General features: G+C 47.9%; 12 protein-coding genes and 4 pseudogenes. 12 read left to right on the top strand and 4 right to left on the bottom strand.

Annotation, left to right across the window (positions count from 1 at the left end; genetic code table 11):
- Positions 1 to 163: 163 nt before the first annotated feature.
- From hrpB to ACUZ8J_RS17995, 8 genes and pseudogenes are all read left to right on the top strand, one after another.
- On the top strand, positions 164 to 2,671 hold the full coding sequence (hrpB, locus tag ACUZ8J_RS18030) for an ATP-dependent helicase HrpB (protein ID WP_446694537.1): 2,508 nt from the start codon (positions 164 to 166) through the stop codon (positions 2,669 to 2,671).
- Between the two features lie 77 nt (positions 2,672 to 2,748).
- A pseudogene (gene mrcB / locus ACUZ8J_RS18025) lies at positions 2,749 to 5,042 on the top strand (penicillin-binding protein 1B).
- A gap of 78 nt (positions 5,043 to 5,120) precedes the next feature.
- On the top strand, positions 5,121 to 5,399 hold the full coding sequence (locus ACUZ8J_RS18020; protein WP_011627235.1) for a peptidylprolyl isomerase: 279 nt from the start codon (positions 5,121 to 5,123) through the stop codon (positions 5,397 to 5,399).
- Positions 5,400 to 5,569: 170 nt separating this feature from the next.
- A complete protein-coding gene (locus tag ACUZ8J_RS18015; RefSeq protein WP_446694536.1) occupies positions 5,570 to 6,007 on the top strand; it encodes a hypothetical protein in 438 nt (145 codons plus the stop codon).
- An 879-nt stretch (positions 6,008 to 6,886) separates the two neighbouring features.
- Positions 6,887 to 8,041 (top strand): HNH endonuclease, encoded by a 1,155-nt coding sequence (locus ACUZ8J_RS18010; RefSeq protein ID WP_446694535.1) that lies wholly within the window; start codon positions 6,887 to 6,889, stop codon positions 8,039 to 8,041.
- A gap of 340 nt (positions 8,042 to 8,381) precedes the next feature.
- Positions 8,382 to 9,395 carry an IS110 family transposase gene (locus ACUZ8J_RS18005; protein WP_446694534.1) on the top strand — a complete coding sequence of 338 codons (1,014 nt, stop codon included), beginning with the start codon at positions 8,382 to 8,384 and terminating at the stop codon, positions 9,393 to 9,395.
- A 613-nt stretch (positions 9,396 to 10,008) separates the two neighbouring features.
- Positions 10,009 to 10,194 (top strand): annotated as a pseudogene (locus ACUZ8J_RS18000) (DUF2391 family protein); the annotation flags it as partial.
- Between the two features lie 102 nt (positions 10,195 to 10,296).
- On the top strand, positions 10,297 to 11,337 hold the full coding sequence (locus ACUZ8J_RS17995) for an IS481-like element ISShes15 family transposase (protein ID WP_011625997.1): 1,041 nt from the start codon (positions 10,297 to 10,299) through the stop codon (positions 11,335 to 11,337).
- A 200-nt stretch (positions 11,338 to 11,537) separates the two neighbouring features.
- Here the strand turns inward: ACUZ8J_RS17995 and ACUZ8J_RS17990 are convergent.
- A protein-coding gene (locus ACUZ8J_RS17990) for an IS3 family transposase (RefSeq protein ID WP_446693017.1) occupies positions 11,538 to 12,697 on the bottom strand; the annotation gives its coding sequence in 2 pieces (ribosomal slippage) (positions 11,538 to 12,448 and positions 12,448 to 12,697; 1,161 coding nt in all).
- A gap of 68 nt (positions 12,698 to 12,765) precedes the next feature.
- Here ACUZ8J_RS17990 and ACUZ8J_RS17985 point away from each other — a divergent pair.
- Together ACUZ8J_RS17985 and ACUZ8J_RS17980 are read left to right on the top strand one after the other, a co-directional pair.
- Positions 12,766 to 12,864 (top strand): annotated as a pseudogene (locus ACUZ8J_RS17985) (DUF2391 family protein); the annotation flags it as partial.
- 119 nt (positions 12,865 to 12,983) lie between these two features.
- Positions 12,984 to 13,214 (top strand): hypothetical protein, encoded by a 231-nt coding sequence (locus ACUZ8J_RS17980; RefSeq protein WP_011621428.1) that lies wholly within the window; start codon positions 12,984 to 12,986, stop codon positions 13,212 to 13,214.
- Between the two features lie 68 nt (positions 13,215 to 13,282).
- On the opposite strand, the gene ACUZ8J_RS17975 is transcribed toward ACUZ8J_RS17980, so the two are convergent.
- A complete protein-coding gene (locus ACUZ8J_RS17975; RefSeq protein ID WP_446694533.1) occupies positions 13,283 to 15,466 on the bottom strand; it encodes a TonB-dependent receptor family protein in 2,184 nt (727 codons plus the stop codon).
- 259 nt (positions 15,467 to 15,725) lie between these two features.
- Here ACUZ8J_RS17975 and ACUZ8J_RS17970 point away from each other — a divergent pair, with 259 nt between their 5' ends.
- Positions 15,726 to 16,427 carry a DUF3581 domain-containing protein gene (locus ACUZ8J_RS17970; RefSeq protein ID WP_109287338.1) on the top strand — a complete coding sequence of 234 codons (702 nt, stop codon included), beginning with the start codon at positions 15,726 to 15,728 and terminating at the stop codon, positions 16,425 to 16,427.
- A 314-nt stretch (positions 16,428 to 16,741) separates the two neighbouring features.
- Here ACUZ8J_RS17970 and ACUZ8J_RS17965 read toward each other — a convergent pair whose 3' ends face one another.
- Positions 16,742 to 18,040: a methyl-accepting chemotaxis protein gene (locus ACUZ8J_RS17965; RefSeq protein WP_446694532.1), complete on the bottom strand. Its 1,299-nt coding sequence runs from the start codon at positions 18,038 to 18,040 to the stop codon at positions 16,742 to 16,744.
- Positions 18,041 to 18,392: 352 nt separating this feature from the next.
- On the opposite strand from ACUZ8J_RS17965, the pseudogene ACUZ8J_RS17960 reads away from it, so the two are divergent.
- Positions 18,393 to 18,593: pseudogene (locus tag ACUZ8J_RS17960) on the top strand (LuxR C-terminal-related transcriptional regulator); the annotation flags it as partial.
- 111 nt (positions 18,594 to 18,704) lie between these two features.
- On the opposite strand, the gene ACUZ8J_RS17955 reads toward ACUZ8J_RS17960, so the two are convergent.
- Entirely contained in the window at positions 18,705 to 19,604 is a 900-nt protein-coding gene (locus ACUZ8J_RS17955; RefSeq protein ID WP_446694531.1) for a dioxygenase family protein, read from the bottom strand.
- Between the last annotated feature and the right edge of the window lie 33 nt (positions 19,605 to 19,637).

The raw sequence follows: 19,637 nt of genomic DNA, 5'->3' as shown, positions 1-19,637 counted from the left end.
TGTACTTTTGGCGCCCCGAGAGCCTTGCTGTCGGGGCGATGCTATTTTTAGCAAGCCAATGCCAAACAAAACAGTCACGTATCAAAGCGAAGGCCGCGGGAGGGACACTGCCTAAGGCCTATGTTAAACTGCCCCATCATTTTTCCCTGTTGATACTGTTGCATTGAACAATCTACCCATTCATTCCTTATTGCCATCCCTGCGCGATGCCTTTGCGAAAAATGCGCAAGTGATCCTCGAAGCGCCTACGGGGGCGGGTAAATCGACCGCATTGCCCTTAGCCATGCTGGATTGGCCTGAGATTTCGGGGCGGATTTTAATGCTGGAACCTAGGCGTGTGGCCGCCCGCAGTGTGGCGCAATTTATCGCCAGTTGTCGGCAACAGACGGTGGGGCAAGAGGTCGGTTATCGCGTGCGTGGCGAGTCAAAGGTGAGTGGTGAGACTCGGCTTGAGATCGTTACCGAAGGGATTTTAACTCGCATGATCCAGCAAGATCCTGAATTAACAGGTATCGAGATGATTATTTTCGACGAGATCCACGAGCGGCATTTGACCACAGATCTCGGTTTAGCCTTGGCGCTCGAAGTGCAAAGCTCACTGCGGGATGACTTAAAAATCCTCGCCATGTCGGCAACCTTATCTGGCCTAACATTAGCCGAGTTGATGCCCGATGCCGCACTGCTACAGAGTGAAGGGCGCAGTTTCCCTGTCGACATTCGCTATCGCCCGGTTGCCGGACAGCAGCATTGGCTCGACCATCTTAGCCGCGTTGTGCTCGATGCCGCGACATCCATTGGTGATAACGGCCCGCAGGATATTCTGGTGTTTTTGCCAGGTAAGGCTGAAATCCTTAGAGTAGCGCAGTATCTGGAAGAGCGCCTCGATAGCAGTCGCGTGGCGGTGTGCCCACTCTATGGCGAGTTATCGGCGCAGGAGCAAGATAGGGCGATAAAGGCCGACAGCAGCAGGCGCAAAATTGTGCTCTCCACCAACGTGGCCGAGTCGAGCTTGACCATCGAGGGCATTGGCCTGGTTATCGACAGCGGTTATAAACGCCAAGCTAGCTTTAATCCTAAAACTGGGGTGACACGTTTAAGCCTTAAGCGCATCAGCCAGGCCTCGGCAACCCAGCGTGCTGGCCGTGCTGGGCGTTTGGCGGCGGGCGAGTGCATCCGTTTATGGGGCCAAGAGGAGCATCAACGTCTGCTCAAGGCCGATGAGCCAGAAATCAGCCAAGCCGACTTAGTCGCCATGGCCCATGACTGTGCCTACTGGGGCGCGAAATCCTTCAGCGACTTACTGTTATTGACTGCGCCGCCCACGGTGAACGAGGCATTAGCTTGGCAACTGCTTCAGCGTTTAGGCATGGTCGATGAACAAAACAAGCTGACTGCGCATGGCAAAGCGGCCTATGAGCTGGGGTGTCATCCGCGCCTCGCCCATATGTTATTGGTGGCCAAATCTCGTGACGAACATCAACTGGCGGCCTTAGCCTGTTTACTGGCGGGGATTTTAGAGGCGCGAGGATTGCCACGCAAAGGCGCCGATATCATGAATTATCTGCACTTTGCCACCCAAGGCAGTGCGGGGCAGCAGGCCAGACAATGGCTTAAAAAGCTGGCGCTAGATAAGCAATGTACTCAGGCCGATTTAGTGGCCATCGCCTCCCATGCCCATCATCAGGATGTCGGTTTGCTGTTGGCGCTGGCTTATCCCGACCGGATTGCCAAATCCCGTGGCGTTGAGGGGTATCAATTGGCCAATGGAACGGGTGTGGTGCTCAACGCCGAAGATGCCTTAGCGCAAACGCCTTGGCTGGTGGTGGCTGATTTTCAAGAAACCGAAGGCAAGAATGCCGGGCGGATTTATCTTGCCAGTCCATTATCGCCAAGTCTGTTCGATGAGGAATTAGCCGAGCTGGTGGAGCGCCATGACCAATGTGGCTGGGACGAAGCCAAAGGCCGCGCGGTGGCCGAACGCCAAACCAAAGTCGGGCAGATTTTATTGAAGTCAGAGGCTATCGCTAATCCGAATCGTGGCCAAATTGTAGCGGCATTACTGAGTTACATTCGTCAGCAGGGGTTACAAATCCTCAATTGGCACGATAACTTAGCGCAGTTTCAAGCGAGGTTACAGTTAGCGCGCGATTTAGATCCGAATGCCGATTGGCCGGATATGAGCGATGCCGCGCTGCTGGCAAACCTTGAAACATGGCTGGCGCCCTACCTTGAAAATGTGAATAATCTGCCGCAATTACAAAAACTCGATTGCTTTAGTTTGCTGGTAAACCAATTAACTTGGTCACAGCAACAGGCTCTCGATGCGCTGCTGCCCACCTCATGGCCGTTAGCCACGGGCACCTTCGCGCCGATATTGTACGATGCTTCGGGGCGAGCCTTGTTGCGGGTACGTTTGCAGGAAACCTTTGGCATGGCAGACAGCCCGCTACTGGCCCAAGGTAAGCTGAAGGTGACGATGGAATTGCTGTCACCGGCGCAGCGCCCCTTGGCGCTGACGGCGGATCTCGCCAGTTTTTGGCAAGGACCCTATGTGGAAGTGAAAAAAGAAATGCGTGGGCGTTATCCTAAACACCTGTGGCCGGACGACCCTGCCAATACGCAGCCCACAAAATTTACCAAGAAGAAAACCTTAGGTTTATCTCAGTCATAGCCTTTAGACTGCTTTGATTTACAACCTTGTGTTGTGCCTGTGACTGATGCCGTTAACGCATAAATGATGAAGTAGATATGACAACTAAGACGACAAAAAAAGCGAAAGCGAAGCGCAGCCGTGGCCTGTTTGGGCAAATTTGGTCGCTCACTTGGAAACTAGCCTTAATCGGCCTAGCCGTTGTGACCTTCTACAGTATTTACCTCGATCAAATTATTGCCCGCAAGTTTGAGGGGCAAAAATGGCACTTACCCGCACAGTATTTAGCCGCTCGATGGCCTTATATCCCGGCGCAGCCGTGAGTCATCCACAGTTAATGGCCGAACTCAAACTCTTAGGTTATCGCAAAGTCGCCAATCCCCGTGAGGTGGGTGAGTTCTCTGCATCCAGCACCAAAATTGAATTATGGCGTCGTCCCTTCTTACATCCTGAGGGCGATCAGGCCGAGCAGCGGGTGATGATTAGCTTCGACAGCGATGGGATCAGCTCGATTGCACGTATGTCAGATAAGCGCCAGTTGGCGGTATTCCATTTAGAACCTGTCTTGCTCGACCGCATTATTGCGGGTGACGGCGAAGACAGATTGTTTGTTCCTACAGAAGAAATGCCTAAGGCGATTGTAAAAGCCCTGCTGCTGGTGGAAGACCGCAGTTTTTACGAACATCACGGGGTCAACCCCTTCGCGATTCTGCGCGCCGCTTTTGTGAATATCAGTGCGGGTCGTACCGTACAGGGCGGCTCGACACTGACCCAGCAGTTGGCAAAAAACTTCTTCCTCTCGAGCGAACGCTCTTTGCTGCGTAAAATTCGCGAAGCTTTAATGGCGGTGATTATCGATTTTCGTTACAGCAAGGAAGAAATCCTCGAGGCCTATCTCAACGAAGTGTATATGGGGCAAGATAAATCCCGCGCCGTGCATGGTATGGGGCTGGCTTCACAGTTCTATTTTGGTCGTCCCATCGGCGAGCTAACCACGGCGCAGCAAGCGTTTTTAGTGGCGGCGATTAAAGGGCCTTCCTATTACAACCCATGGCGTTATCCTGAGCGCAGCCAAGAGCGTCGCGATTTAGTGCTACGTCTCTTGATGGAGTCGGGTGAGCTGAGCACCGCGCAATACAAGGTGGCGGTAGAGTCGCCCTTAGGCTTGCGTAATCCCAATAAACCCGTGCATCAAAAGCTACCTGCGTTCTATGCCTTGGTTAAACAAGAGCTTAACGAGCGTTATGGCGATGCGTTATTAAAACAATCCGGGGTGAAGATTTACACCACACTGGATCCAATGGCGCAGGAAGCCGCCGAAATCGCCGTGACTCAAACCTTTAAGAGCTTAGATAAAGGCAATAAGTCGTTGCAGATTGGTATGGTCGTGACGGACAAATACACTGGCGGTATCGCAGCTATGGTGGGTGATAAGACGCCTGGCTTTGATGGCTATAACCGCGCGGTTGAGATCCGCCGACCCATAGGCTCGCTCATCAAGCCATTTGTGTATGCGACTGCATTGGCGCCAAATAGCCAGTTCACCTTGGCTTCGCCACTTAAAGATCAGCCGATTACCCTAAAGAATGAGCAGGGCAAAACCTGGTCACCGCAGAACTTTGATAAGAAGTTTAGTGGACAAGTCTCCTTGTTAACGGCACTGAAAAAGTCGATGAACGTACCTACGGTGAACCTCGGGATTGCCGTGGGGGTGGATGCGGTGGCAACCACGCTGGCGAAATCTGGCTGGCAAGAGCCGCTTAACGAATACCCGTCTATGCTACTGGGCGCTGTGAATGGCTCGCCGTTAATGGTGGCGCAGGTTTATCAAACGCTGGCCGATTATGGTGCCTATCGCAAACTCACCACTGTGACGGCGGTGCTCGACAGTCATAATCAGCCGTTACCAGTGACTCGCTCACCGAAGGAGCAAGCCATTACGCCGGATACTGATTTCTTGGTGCAATATGCCATGCAGCAAGTGGTGCGCTCGGGGACGGCAACACGTTTAGGTAATGCCTTCCCAGGCGTTGCTCTGGCGGGTAAAACCGGTACCAGTAACGATAGCCGCGACTCTTGGTTCGCGGGTTTTGACGAGCGTAACGTCGCGGCGATTTGGGTCGGACGCGACGATAACGGCAAGACCAGCCTTTACGGTAGCAGTGGCGCCATGGCGGTGTATCAAGCTTTCTTGAAGGAGCGTCCACCGATTGGGCTGCGCTCGATTCCGCCAACGGGCGTGATCCAAGGTTACTTTGACCGTGATACTGGTGAAGCTAAGGAGGCGGGATGCCGCAATACCGAGGCATTGCCAGCCCTTAGAGGTACCTATAATCCTGCGAAAAACTGCGGTGAGCCGTTGCAGTGGTGGCAGAAGATTTTAGGTCAGTAATACTTATTCTTGATAGGTAAAGCGATAACAGCGGTGCAGCAAAATGGCACCGCTGTCTTTGATAAAAGAGAGTACCAGATGTATAAAACCGCAGCCGCAGTGCATATCCTTGTTAAACACAAAGAGCAGGCGGAAGATATTATTAAGCAATTGAATAAAGGCGCGAATTTTGGCGCGTTAGCCAAGCGCTATTCCTCATGCCCGTCGGCGAAAAAGGGCGGCGATCTCGGTGAATTCAAGCGTGGGCAAATGGTGCCGCAGTTCGATAAAGTCGCCTTTTCCGGTGAACTGCTGGTGCCACATCTCGTTAAAACCAAGTTTGGTTGGCATGTAGTGAAGGTGTTGTATCGCACTTAATCAGGCTGCGTTGATTGAGTCAATAAGCTACTTATCGACGCATTAAGCTGCATCTCAACACCAATCTAAACGCTTATTTTCAAAAAATAGTTAACTGTGTGCGTTTCCAGTGTTTTCACGGGATAAACGCGCATACGCACTAATAAGACGTTAGCTTCTGGTATGTATAAATGGATTTAAAACAAACAAATTTGCAGAGCATTCTCGACAGGCTCTATAAGACTGCGTTGACACTACTCCTCCCACAATTAGGATTACTCACCATCGTTGGTTCAAAAAGTGATCAAAATACTTTTTTACTGATGTTTATTGTTTTTCTAGCGGTGAATATTCTCATTCCCGTATGGTTACTTATCTTCAACACTGGGAAATCAAAAATTGATTCATTTTCAATCACAATAGACGACCAGAAAATTCTTGTTTCGACCTATGAAGAAGTCCAGAAGATAGATAAAGCTTCATATTGTGGCTATAAAGTTACCTCGCAGTATCCTAAGAAAATACAGCTATTAGAGGCTAACGGCGAACATATAGAGTTTAGTTACTACGCGTTAAATAAAGAGCAAAGGAACCGCTTGTTTGATTATTTGGGACCAGCGAAAAGCTAATAATCTGAACTAGTCGCTCCCTTCGAACACAGGGGCAAAATATGGGCCGCTGGGCGAATGCGGCCCATATTCTTACCCCTAAGTGTGGATGTTATCCATAAAAGTCTAAAGCCAACGACTTAGAGTAAAAACTAACGCGTTTTTGCCCCAAAACGAGATAAGTTTGTCGTCAGGTGTGTAGGATGAATTGTCATTGTTTCCCCAGTGACACGCCGCCCCTCTATTTAACAAAAAGTGTCCCTATAGGCTCGACGGCGACATCTGCTACACATGGAAGTGTAAATGCCGCGTTCACATGGCCAATGATGTTCCCAACATCATTGTGGCATTTCCCATATCCCTATGGGTCAGATGTGAAAGAGCGGCCATGTCGCCAACGGTCACTGTTGCAACAATGGCAATTTTGACGGCCATTGCACTGTCCATTTGGCAAAAAAGCTAACGCCCCATTCCTTGTTTCGGCTTTCTAGCTCAACCGAAAACTCCCACACCTGCTGCCATATATATTCTTATCTATTTGCCTATATTTGGCCTTACCAGAAATCGGCTAACAATGTATGGGTATACAGTCGTATTTAAATTTAGGTGTTTTGGTATGATTTTGAGGCAAAATCAGTGCGCACTAATTCCATCCGCAATAAATAAAACGCTATAAAATCAGGTGAATATAGTAACTGAATTTTAGTTAATAGGTTTGGAAAACGCGCATGCGCGTTTTTCCAGATGGTGTATTTGGCAGAAAGCTGATAAGTTCTTTGCATACAGATAGTTAACCGTGCGCGTTTTCACTGGTCCAACGAGGTAAACGCGCATGCGCACGAATAAAATGTTAGGTTCCCATCGGTTAAGCCCGGGATATTTATTCGAAAGGATTAAGAATTGAAAACCTGTATTTACTGCAAAATTGATAAAGAAGAAAATCAATTCACATTAGAACATGTGATATCACAGTTTTTAGGAGGAGCACAGGCTCCAGACTATTTGAAGACAAGAAATGTATGTGGAACATGTAATAGCAACTTAGGACTTTTTGTTGATGCTTCCTTTGAAAAGGACTTTTTAGTTTTTAATGAGCTGAATGAGGCCGCATACTCTTTCTTTAATCCTGATAAACCAACATCGCTTCCATTGAGAAATATGGGGGTATCTGACCTTACTCCCCCAGAAATTAAAGAGGATGAAATTTGTGAGTGCTGGATTGGTCCTCTAGGCGAACAAATTTACTGGATTCGCCCTTCTGACGAAAGGATGTATTGGTACTCTGGTGGTAATCCTAGGACAGTTAAAAAAGTAAAGACTCGAGCGTACTTTATATGGTCGGAGCGCTCTATTAAGAACCCTATAATTACTTGGCTGTCATTCGAGGATGCCTTTAAAGGACGTAAAGTTAGAAAGGTATCATGCACACCGGTAGAAGGAGCTAATTTAGCTGACATCGGTTTTTCTGAAGCAGATGATTTAGATTTAAGTCGAATCGCGTATTTTAACAATGAGTGCAGTAACGGACAGGAACGTAAGAATAGACTATCTATGTATCTTCGTTATGACATCCGCTTCATGGCCAAGCTGGCGATTGGTCTTGGTCACGTCCTATTTGGAGAAAAATTTGATAGCTCAAAATATACTAATGAGCTACACAAAGCTTTATGGTTCAAAGAAGGAGATGAAGAGCCATCTATAGCTGGGCAAAATAATTTAGGGCAAGGCGATGGCTTCTTAAAGAGTGAGTGCGGCGTATCAAATGGGGTTACGATAACTATTATACCTTCGTCTAAGTATGTCACCCTTAACTTGAATATTTCAAAGAAAATGAATTGGACTATAGGAATCGCCGAGATAGATGATGTTAAGGATCTTATACAAGGAGATCTTGAACATGGATTGTGTGTTGTTCTCTTTAAATCTCTTGATAAAGGGTTAAGTCTAACGCTCCCAGAGCTTATTGCTCACAACTCTGGGAATATCATCAATCCAGAACTGGCTGAGGTGGAGAAAATTTCAGGAAATAGCGAGGGTTACTTTGAGAACCTTTAAAGAACCTAACAAGCGCATGTTGTCGGACAGGTTTTCCGCTGCGCTACAAACCAGCCGCAAATGCGAGCGTTATCTCCATAGAAATTTTAATCCGAAACTGAAAAGTTAGAGCAAAGGAGCTATCACGCTTTTGTCCCAAAGCATGCTTCGTATTTCTTTAAAACTTACAGACTACGCTAATGCTAAACAGGTGAGCCATGGTGATTAGCGAGACGACCGTCCGCCCCATGGACGGGGCGGTCGAGCATCCAAGGATGATGGGATGGACACCTCTTGTGAAGTAGGCGTCATTTACGCCATATTGAATTTGCACGTTCAATAACAACAAAAGGTGTCCAAAATGAAAGTTACACTAATAGGAATTGATCTCGCAAAAAATATCTTCCAAGTATGTGGAGTTAATCAAGCAGGCAAGAGTGTTTTTAACCGTTCGATTAAACGTGTTCAGCTCCTGACTTTTCTGCGTACTTACGCTGATGCCACTATTGCGATGGAAGCCTGCAGTGGCTCTAACTATTGGGGCAGAGAGTTACTTTCTCTCGGGCATGATGTCAAACTGATCCCGCCTCAGCATGTTAAGCCATTTGTCAAAGGCAATAAGAACGATCGCAATGATGCCTTCGCTATCTGTGAGGCAGCGCAGAGACCAAACCTGATTTTCGTCCAGCCGAGAACCTTAGCGCAGGTTGATATCATCATTACCCACAGAATTCGCGAGCGCCGGATCAGAATACGCACTGCACTAACCAATCAAATCAGAGGGTTACTAAGTGAATATGGAATAGCCCTCCCTAAAGGACGTAATCCATTGAATCTTTTGCTGCCGGAATTACTTGAGGATGCCAATAATCAACTCACTACGATTGCACGCCAATACATGCGTGAGCTGATGGAGGAGTTGCGTACGATCAACGTTGCAATAGGTTCGCTGGAAAAAGACATCAAACTGCAGGCAAGAACGCACCCAGATGCCAAGCGACTAATGGGTATCAGAGGCGTTGCAGAAATCATTGCCACTGCCGCGGTGTCATTTGCCGGAGATGGCTCTGGCTATCATGGTGCTCGGCATTTTTCTGCAAATTTAGGACTGGTTCCTAAAGAGTTTTCCAGTGGGGGGAAACAGAAATTAGGCGGCATAACCAAACGAGGTAACAGCTATCTGCGGCGGCAACTGATCCAGGGAGCTTGGTCGATTATTCGCTATGCAAGTAAGAGTAATGACAGGATCTCCGTATGGGCCTTAAAGGTGATAGAGCGGCGAGGTAAACAGAAAGCGGCAGTAGCAATTGCAAACAAATTGGCGCGGATCATCTGGGCGATGCTGTTTCATCGCAGCGAATATCGGCCTTGTTAATTTATAAAAATCGAGTATCAAACTCCCCCCAAAAACACGACTACAGGTAATGAAGTAACAGGTAATACCGGCCTTTGCAGATGCTGAGAGAGTACAAGGAGCATATGACTCCGAAAGGACGATAAGCAGCAAAGGCGCGGTTCTCATTAAGGCCAGAGAGCAAAGATTCTCATAAACAGGTCGGATATACGTACGCAGTATTACTTTCTGTTACTTAAAAAGTGGTTGATCTATTCGAGGTGTCCATATAAGGACTTGCTGCGTGTCGTTGAGCAAATACCATGGATCGCCGTTAATAAGGTCTGCATTCAATAACTAAGCAATGATATAAGTCTTTCAATATTTAACACTCTTCTGTCCACAAACAAGTTACTCATCTTCCTTCAAAACAAACAGGCGACATCGATGCTAAACAGCAGAACCATGGCGATTAGCGAGACGACAGTCCACCTCAAGGCTGCTTCTGGCAGCCATGCTATCGTGTGGCCTTTAAGATACTATCAGACGCATTAAAAGCGCAGCCAAAGTAGCGACAATGGGTGATATTTTTCGGGTTATGATTTGCTTATTCGATGTGCGGCGATGATGTGCCGTGAAATTACAGGGAGGCGCGATGAGCTTTAACTTTGATACCTACCGTTTTAATACCGAAGATGCGATTCAAGTCTGTGTCGGTGCCTTTGCGCTTGCCGTGCCTATTGGGTTTTCGGAGGAGGCATGGCAACTCGGGGAGACCTTGCCGCTACTGAATCTGCTGATGTTATTGAGTTTGTCGCTGCTGTTTCTCGGGGTATTTACTTGTATTAGTTCAGACTAGATCTGACACATCATCTTGAAAAGATGAGAGTTACCCGTTTTGATAAAGGTGTCGAAACTTAATCAAAGCAAAAAGGTAACTCTCATGCTTCATACTAACAATCCCATCATTAAACACAAAGCTGGTTTACTCAATCTCGCTGAAGAATTGGGAAACGTGTCTAGAGCTTGTAAAGTCATGGGGCTTTCCCGTGATACTTTCTATCGCTATCAAGAGCTGGTTGAAAACGGCGGTGTTGAGTCGTTGATTAATCAGTCCAGAAGAACACCTAACCTCAAGAATCGTGTTGATGATGTAACTGAAAATGCCGTCTTAACACATGCTATCGCATTTCCTGCCCATGGGCAGTCTCGCTCTAGTAACGAGCTTCGAAAACAAGGGATATTTGTCTCCGCCAGTGGCGTGCGCTCCATTTGGTTACGGCATGGCTTAGAGAACTTCAAAAAGCGATTAAAAGCCCTCGAAGCCAAAGTCGAGCTAGAAGGGATAATCCTTTCGGATGAACAAGTTGCCGCCCTTGAGCGTAAGCAGCAAGACGATGAAGCATGTGGTGAAATTGAAACGCATCATCCAGGTTATCTCGGCTCACAAGATACCTTTTACGTTGGTAGTCTTAAGGGCGTAGGCAGGATTTATCAGCAAACCTTTGTCGATACTTACAGCAAAGTTGCTTTCGCGAAACTGTATACCACGAAAACCCCAATCACCTCGGCCGATTTACTCAACGACAGAGTATTACCGTTCTTTGAAACACAGGCGCTGCCCATGTTGCGCATTTTAACTGACAGAGGAACCGAATACTGTGGCAAAGTGGAACAGCACGACTATCAGCTGTATTTAGCAATTAACGATATAGAACACACTAAGACGAAGGCGCGACACCCGCAAACGAATGGGATCTGCGAACGGTTCCATAAAACTATTTTGAATGAGTTTTATCAGGTTACTTTCCGAAAAAAACTGTACGCTAACATGGAGGAACTACAAAAAGATCTGGACGAATGGCTGGCTTATTACAACAATGAACGAACCCATCAAGGTAAAATGTGCTGCGGCAGAACACCACTGGCCACATTAATAGATGGGAAACGGTTTTGGGCTGAAAAGAATTTAGCTCAAATCTAAGCTGACAGTAGCACCCTAAAAAATGGGTAACTGTCAGATCAGGTCTGAGCTAGTACAATTTACTTACCAGAGTGTGTTCCAACAAAACATTCGTCACCGCCTACCGGTATTTATTTTTCGGATTGTTATGGCCTATCTGATTAGTGCCTGTGTGGTGAGTTTGGTGCTCCTTTGCCTCGATAAGCTGCCCTTTGTACTGGTCAATCCAAACTGGACACTTTTACTTGAGAATTTTCAAACTCTACAGGTGACATATCGTCATTAGCAGAATGCAGTCGCTCCAAGTTGTAATATTTCATGTAAGCAGTCACATCTTGCTTCATAAACTCCCTTGTTGGTTGATTAACTTTAAAAATCCAATCGTGTTTTAAGCTGCCAAAAAATCGCTCAACAACGGCATTATCCCAACACGCCCCCACATCACCCATGCTGGCTCGGATACCATAACTCGATAGCAGCCTACCGAATTGCTTACTGGTATATTGCGAGCCTCGGTCACTGTGAAATACCAGCCCTCGCGCTGGTTGTCGCAGGTTGTAGGCTTTTATTAATGCCTTAGATATCAAATCTGTGGTCATGCGTTTGTTTATGTGCCATCCCACAATCCGGCGTGAATATAAATCCATCACCACTGCTAAATACATCCAGCCTTCACCCGTCTTTAAATAGGTCACGTCACCCGCCCAGACCTGATTAGCCGATACTGGATTAAAGTTCATATTTAACAGGTTATCAGCCACTGCATCTGAGTGTTTTCGCTGCGTAGTCACCTTGTAAGCGCGTCGCTGGGTTCCTTTAAGTCGAAGGCGGTGCATAATTTTACGAACGAGATAGCGACCAACCTGGTAGCCTTCCTTGCGCAATTTCTTCACCATTTCACGATTCCCTAAGCTGCCTCGACTTTGCTTAAATAGCTGTCGAACAAGGCGATAAAGCTTCAGTGTTTCAAGGCTTATCACGTTTGCAGGGCGTTTATGCCAATCGTAATAGCCTGACTTACTGACACTCATTACTCGACATAACAGTGCTATGGGAAACAGGTGAGATTGCAGTTTGATGAAACGAAATCTTACTTCATTTCTTTCGCAAAGAAGGCGCTTGCCTTTTTTAGAATTTCTTTCTCCATGCGCAATTCTTTGTTTTCTCTACGCAATCGCTTCAACTCATCCCGCTCAGACTCTTCTAAGGTGATACCTTGTTTCAGGGCTTCGTGTTTTTCTTTCCAGTTGTAAAGCAGGCTCGTGCTAACTCCAAGAGACTTTGCCGCATCGGCAACGCTATAACCTTGCTCTAGCACCATCAAGACGGCTTCATCTTTAAATGCCTGCGGATAACTTTTATGTGATTTCTTCAGACTCATATAGACCTCTTAATTTATTGACCATACTGTCTCAAAATTAAGTGTCCGATGGGATTAGACCAGAACACTTTATTGATGACCCTTTGACCTCGATTAAACGGATTATCGTGATTACCATGCCGGCTTCTATGGGGGCGATTGTGGTGGATAGTTTCGATAAAGAGTAGCGCGGGACTTCGTAGAGCGTCGCTCAACTGCTTGGTGACAACTCATGACTTTTGTCACTGGTGCATTTAGGTTATGTTGCACATACTGGATTAAGAGATAAATTCGAAAAGGACCCGTTATGAACGCAGCAACGCTTGCATTACTTATCCCTATTTTTGCCATTGTCGGCGGATATACAGTCGCGATTATGAAGATCCGCGAGCGCGGCAATTCGGTCAGCAATAAGCTTCAGGCCGAAAACCAACTGTTACGCATTGAGCTTGATAAACTGCGCGAGCGGGTTGAGGTGTTAGAACAGCTGGTGACCGACGAGAGTTTTCAGTTAAAGCGCGAATTTAAGCGAGTTTAGTCGCAGTGATTGCTGACAGATGATTTACAAGGGCAAACTGGGTTTGCCCTTGCTCGTTTTACGAGGGATTAAAATTTATAGCTGTAACCGAGTGTGACCGTTTGAGGTTTTCCGGCAAAAATAGAGCCGTGTACTCGCGTCGTCATATAGGTTTCATCTAAGAGGTTGTCTACAGTTAAGTACACTTCCTGACTGTGGGTGACAAAGTAACGCGCCGACAAGTCCACTAAGGTTTTGGCCTCAATCACTTCATCTGCGGGAATGGCGCCTGCACCTGCTTTGGTTCGCATCTCATCGGTATAACGTGCCGCCACTGTGATTTGCCAGTGTTGCGATTGCACACCTGCTGAAATATACAATTGGTTTTCAGGTAGATAGGTTAACTTGTAACCCGCTTCAACCTTATCCCAAGTTTCAAACTCAGATTCGAAACTATTGCCAAACTCGGCATCCGTGTAGGTGTAGGCGAGTTTGACTGGAAAGCTCATCGCTCCGGCGCGGTTAAACTCGTGGGCGAGGCTGAGTTCGAGGCCTTTGACTTCTACTTCGCCAGCGTTGTACTGATTGTCGAGTTTAGTGTCATCACAACCCTGCGCCGCCGTGCAGTTGCCGTGCATGTTACTGTAATCACTATAGAAACCGATTAACTCTGCATTAAATGCATCTCGATGGTAGCGAACGCCAGCCTCATAGTTCCAGCTCTGTTCTTCTTGTCCCTTAGCATTGCCGGGCGCGGCGGGCGAGAAGCCTTTTTGTACTCCAGCCAGAAGTAATACTTGCTCATTAATCTGGTAAGTTGCTGATAACGAAGGCAGCAGCGCATTGAACTGGTTTTCAACCTGTTTATCGGGATTCCCCTCGCGACCGGGGTTCTTCTTGCCCCAATCGCGGCGTTGGGTTTCGACATCTTCCCAGCGCAGGCCAGCGGTAATGGTGAGCGCGTCTAGGCTGATTTTATCCTGCACATAGGCCGCAAATGCCGTGGCGCTATCGACACGGTTAGAGTCGGTGCCCGGGACACCACTCTTAGTGCGTAACATGACACTGTTGGCGTCCATGGCATAACTGTCGGCCCATTGGTATCTGTCCATTTCATCTTCATGGTAGCGAAGACCAAAGGCGAGGTCGTGATCTCCGAGTAACCAATTGAGTTCCGTTTGTATCCCTTGGGCGAGGTAACTGCGATTATTGGCTTTGACATTGACCTCAAGCTCAGAGAGTAGACCCGCATCAAAGTCGGCAGCATTTTGGATCCCTTTGCCGCTTAAAGATTCACCACCAACCTTGTCGGCCTTATACCAATTTCGATGAAAATCATTGTAATAGCCAATGCTGCTAAGGCTTAGCGTGTCGCTAAAATCGATGATATGGTTGAGCTGTACTTGCTTATGCTCTGTGGTCATCTGATCTTTTTGCGAGGCCGAATAGCGACTATAGGGCGAGGCCTGATAATCCGCATCGGTCAGACCCATATAGGTTTCGTTAGAGGTCTCATCGGCAAATTTCAATTTGAGTTCAAGGGATTGCTGGTATGCAGCCGTGCTGTCGGTGTTAACTCTGACCTTGGCTAAGGCATCATTTTTAGTAAAGCCAGTGTCGCCGCCGACCGAGTTTATCTCTCGAAATCCGTCGGCCTGATAGCGATAAATCTCGGCCACAGCGCCAATCCGCTCGCCTTGTCCGCCTGCATAGGTGTGTAATTTACCGAAGCCATCTTGGCCTAAGGCAAGATCAATTTTGCCGGCTAATGCCTCTTGAGGAATTTGTCGAGACAACATGTTAATCACCCCACCTGTGGTGCGGGGGCCATACTTTACCGTTGAGCTTCCCTTAAGGATTTCAACCGATTGCATTCTGCCTGAGGTGGGGAAGTAGTAAGCCGCTGGGGAGGCATAGGGGGCGGGAGCGGCGAGAACACCGTCTTCCATCACGGTAATCTTTTCAGAACGATTTTGCCCCGTGCCACGCATACCAATGTTAGGGCGCAGACCATAACCATCTTCTTCTTGAATATAAACGCCGGGCACAGAGGCCAAGGTGCGCATAATATCGGAATATTTAAAGGTTTCTAATTCGGCTTCGGTAATTTGATGGGCGCTACCTGGGGTGGTATCGAGGGGATTTTTACTGCCGAAAATACTGATCTGTTCTATTTTTGCGGGGGCTTGGGTGGGCGAATTGGCTTGGGCATTGAAGGCGGTAGTTAATGCGCAGGCCAATAAGCTAAGGCGCATTGGGCTAAGTTGGGTCATTGGGCTCTCCGAATCGGACATGGTGCTTGTCTTTATTTTTTTTGCAAACAGGAATTGTTCTCGTTTGCGGCCGCGGAGCTTAGTTTTATTAACTTAAAACCAACTTAAAATTCTTTATCTTTACAAATGTAAGTCAGATGTTACTTTGTTCGTTACCCTAAGAGGGTAAGTCATCGGGTGAGTGAAATAGCGAAACTGAGGTAGACTCGTTGCACCTTTGTTATTCGCCCAATATTGAGCCAGTTAAGATCGAGTTTATATGTTCCTATCGCCGTATTTTTCTAAGCAAAATCAATCAATTTCTGTTTCTGCACAACAAGCCAGTGACTTCGCCAAGAAAATCGCCCAAGACTTTAACCCTATTCACGATGTGGGTGCTAAGCGCTTTTGTGTGCCCGGCGACTTGCTGTTTGCCCTCGTCTTAACCCAGTACGGTTTAAGCCAGAACATGAAGTTTACCTTTGCTGGCATGGTCGGTGATGGTGTCGAGTTGCAATTTCCCGAGCAGGTGAGCGACAGTTTTTCGATTTGCGATAACCGCGAGAAAACCTATTTGCAGGTGAGTCGTCAGGGCGATGTGAGTCGCTGCGACGCGCAAACCGAATCCTTTATTCGCAACTATGTGGCGTTTTCGGGACACAATTTTATCGATATCTTGGTGCCTTTGATGAAACAGCATCAAGTGATGATTAACCCCGAGCGTCCCTTAGTGATCTACGAGAGCATGTCATTCGACTTAACCAGTCTCGACTTTGTGGAAGTGAAGTTATCGCTTGTACAACAAGAGCTTAAAATTGATGGTAAGCGTGGCGATGTGACGCTGCACTTTGAGCTGCATAGCGGCGATACCCTCGTTGGCACAGGGATTAAAACCTTAGTCATGAGTGGCCTGCGCCCCTACGAAGAGGCGCAAATGCAACAAATGTGCGCCGCCTATGAAGGGCGCAAAACCGATTTTTAAGCGGTATTTTGAGTCGACATGTTTCGAGTCAGAACTATTTCGAGTAAAACCTGAGTGATTTGGTAAGTAAGGCGCCGAGGGAAAACCAAGGCGCCGATAACGGCTAAGACTCAATTCAAAACACTTGGAATAACAACAGCTTTAAAGCCTGTTATCCCAAGGGTTTAGCTGGCTCTCTAACTTAACCTTCTAACCGCTTAAGCTTGCTAACCTCGCTTTCCAGCCGTTTTCCCACTTCACTTATTAGCTCAGCCTTTCAATTTAGCCATTGGGTTAAGCATCACGCTTATCCCTTAACGCTTGGCCAAAATGGGTTAATCAATGGAAAGTTGCGAGACTGTCTCGGCGACATTCTCCGCGCCGGTGCGAATATCGCCCATCACGGCGGTGACCTCCGCTAATTGCTGTTTGCCTTCCTCGGCGATGCGCTCAACCTCATTCATCATGCTGGTGGCACTGGCCGTCAGTTGGCTGTTCTTATCGACCACAGCGGCGATTTCGCCGGTCGATTTACTGGTTCTCGCCGCTAATTGGCGCACCTCATCGGCCACTACGGCAAAGCCACGGCCTTGTTCGCCCGCGCGGGCAGCTTCGATGGCGGCGTTGAGGGCCAGTAGATTGGTTTGATCGGCAATCGCACTGATTGTTGCCACAATTGCTTGAATACTTTGGGATTGCTCGTTGAGCTTCAACATAGACTCAGTGGTTTTATGGGTCTGCGCCGCAATCGCGTTTGAGGTGTTTACCGTCGCATCGAGTAACTGCACGCCGCGGTTAGCCTGTTCCACCGTGCTCTGCGAGGTGGCATGGGCGATATTGGCCGCATCCCGAATCGCATGGCTCTTGATAATCCTCTGGGTAATGTCGCTGGCAAACTTGATCACCTTTACCACTTTGCCGTGATCATCCATCACAGGGTTGTAAACGGCCTCAAGCCAAATCGAATCCCCGTAAGCATTTTTACGTTGGAATAGGCCTTTCTTGTATTGCCCGCGTCGCAGGTCATCCCAAAAATGGGGATTATCCTGATAGAAGTTATCGAAGCAGAATAGGCGATGATGCTTGCCTTGGAGTTGCTCCTTGCTATACCCCATGGTTCTGAGGAAGTTAGCATTGGCATTGAGGATATTACCCTCGGGGCTGAACTCGATGATCGCCTGGGATTTTTGCAGGGCGGCAAATAGCGCCGCCTGAGCATCTAGCTGGTATTTATCCTCGGTGATCACCGCCGCAGTTTTCATGATCTTAGTGATTTTGCCATCCTGCTTGATGGGAAAATAGGTCGCCCTGAGCCAGATCTCTTGACCATTCTTGTGCACGCGGGGGAATTTGCCTTCCTTCGCCTGTCCTTGCTTTAATTCGCGCCAAAACTGTTGATACTCCGAGGTATTTACATAGTCTGCGGCGCAAAATAATTTATGGTGTTTACCGACAATCTCGTCCAGTGAGTAGCCTACAGCCTTCAAAAACAGGGGATTGGCATCGAGGATGATGCCATCGGGGGTAAACTCAATCGTCGCGATACTCGCCTTAATTGAATCGACAACGGCCTCGGCTTCCCTGCGTTTGGTTTCGCTTTCTGCGAGGTCTTTACGTAGTGAAGAATTAAACACTGAATACTCCTGATGAGTGGGTTAACTCAAAGACGGCGTTGAGAGCCTAAGCCGAGCATTAGGCACAGAGCATTAGGCTCTTAGCGTTCGGCATAGTGCAATATAGTGTAACTATAGCCATGATTTTACTCGTAAGAGGCATTTCAACGAAACTTAATGCTGTGAGATAGATACCAATTATCGTCAAAATAAGATCACGCTGAGGATAAAAAAGAGCGACATGTGTCGCGCTTCAAAGGCGGAATATTTATCCAAGGCGCCGCTGCAAGCGCCTTGGATGGTGAGCCTAGGTTAAGCGATTTTCTCTATCTTGGCGGGAAGTCCTTGCCGCGCCGATGCACCGAATTGGCCGCCGCGTGAGCGGGAAATCCTCATCCTTATCGCTAAAGGCTTTAAGAATCAGGAGATTGCCGATACGTTGTGCATCGCTATGCGCACGGTCGAAATTCACCGTTCCAATCTCATGCGGGGCATGCAAGTCGGCTCGCTCGCCGAGATGATCTTAATCTATGGTCGTATCGCCGAACATTTAAAGACCTTGGACTCTGATTAATGGCGCGAAAATAAGCCCTTTTACCCAAAGATTTGACAGGAAAAAGCGCATCGAAAGATGCGCTTTTCTATCATGCTCAATCATGCGGTCGAATTAGTTCATTCAACTCGATTAATTCAACTGGAGTGTCCGCCACGCGAGGAGTGAGCCATCGTCATTTTGGCTGGTATTAAATAGAAACGCGCTGTAATTGCTACCAAAAATATTGTCGCGACTGAGGCTGGTATCTTGCTGGCCACGGGTCAGATATTCGGGATGGCTGGTGCAAATCTCGGTCGTCAAACTCTCGCTAAAGCCCAGTTGTGAGACCAACTGGTCGTTATTGTTGTTTCGTATCCGAAAGTGCACATGGATAGTGCGCCCCGAGTACCAGCCCGGAAAGCAGGATTTAAAATTTACTCGCCCCTCGCTGTCAGTCACTTGGGTGCCCCTAAACCACTGGGATTGCAGCGCCTTGCTCGAGTTTCCGGTGCAGTAGCCACTGTTAAAGCGGCTCTTATCCGCGCTGCCACTGGTGTCGCCCGAGTAAATGCCAGCGACATTACAATGCCAGACTTCCACCTCTAATCCGCTCAATGGATTGCAATCTTTATCAATCACTTGAAAACAAATCTGCATAGGCAAACCCGATTCGGCGTCCGAAATATCATCCCGGTTATCGACTTGGAAATAGCAAGGGCCTTCCACCGCCGATTGGGTTAATGCCAAGGCACAGGCACCACTGGCGGTGAAGAGGCTGGTGTCGGGGAAGTTGACCGTCATGCTGGCGGTGCCACCACTGGCCCAATCGCTCGGGGTCGTCACATCGGCACCTGAGCCGGTATCCGTGTTGCTATTGCTGCTGTCGTTGGTACTTTCTTCGGACTCCGAGCCGCAGCCGACTAAGCCGACCAAGGGACTCGCGACCAATGTCCAGCCGATAGCCTTGAGTAAGGTGCGGCGCGGGGCGTTGTCTATCGTGGTGTTTAGCGCCGTCTTAAGCGCTGAAGGGGGGCGGGTATTTTTTGTCATTTAGGCTACTCACTTAGCTGGGTTTTATTGTTA

The organism is Shewanella sp. Koi 1, assembly GCF_052907445.1.
The sequence above is the reverse complement of the archived record's forward strand: the minus strand, read 5'-3'. Positions and strand labels throughout refer to the sequence as shown.

Coding starts and splice junctions, on each gene's coding strand:
- ACUZ8J_RS18015 (WP_446694536.1), top strand. CDS start 5,570: ATGGATTTAAAACAAACAAATTTGCAGAGCATTCTCGACAGGCTCTAT.
- ACUZ8J_RS18020 (WP_011627235.1), top strand. CDS start 5,121: ATGTATAAAACCGCAGCCGCAGTGCATATCCTTGTTAAACACAAAGAG.
- ACUZ8J_RS17970 (WP_109287338.1), top strand. CDS start 15,726: ATGTTCCTATCGCCGTATTTTTCTAAGCAAAATCAATCAATTTCTGTT.
- ACUZ8J_RS17955 (WP_446694531.1), bottom strand. CDS start 19,604: ATGACAAAAAATACCCGCCCCCCTTCAGCGCTTAAGACGGCGCTAAAC.
- ACUZ8J_RS17975 (WP_446694533.1), bottom strand. CDS start 15,466: ATGACCCAACTTAGCCCAATGCGCCTTAGCTTATTGGCCTGCGCATTA.
- ACUZ8J_RS17980 (WP_011621428.1), top strand. CDS start 12,984: ATGAACGCAGCAACGCTTGCATTACTTATCCCTATTTTTGCCATTGTC.
- ACUZ8J_RS17995 (WP_011625997.1), top strand. CDS start 10,297: ATGCTTCATACTAACAATCCCATCATTAAACACAAAGCTGGTTTACTC.
- ACUZ8J_RS18005 (WP_446694534.1), top strand. CDS start 8,382: ATGAAAGTTACACTAATAGGAATTGATCTCGCAAAAAATATCTTCCAA.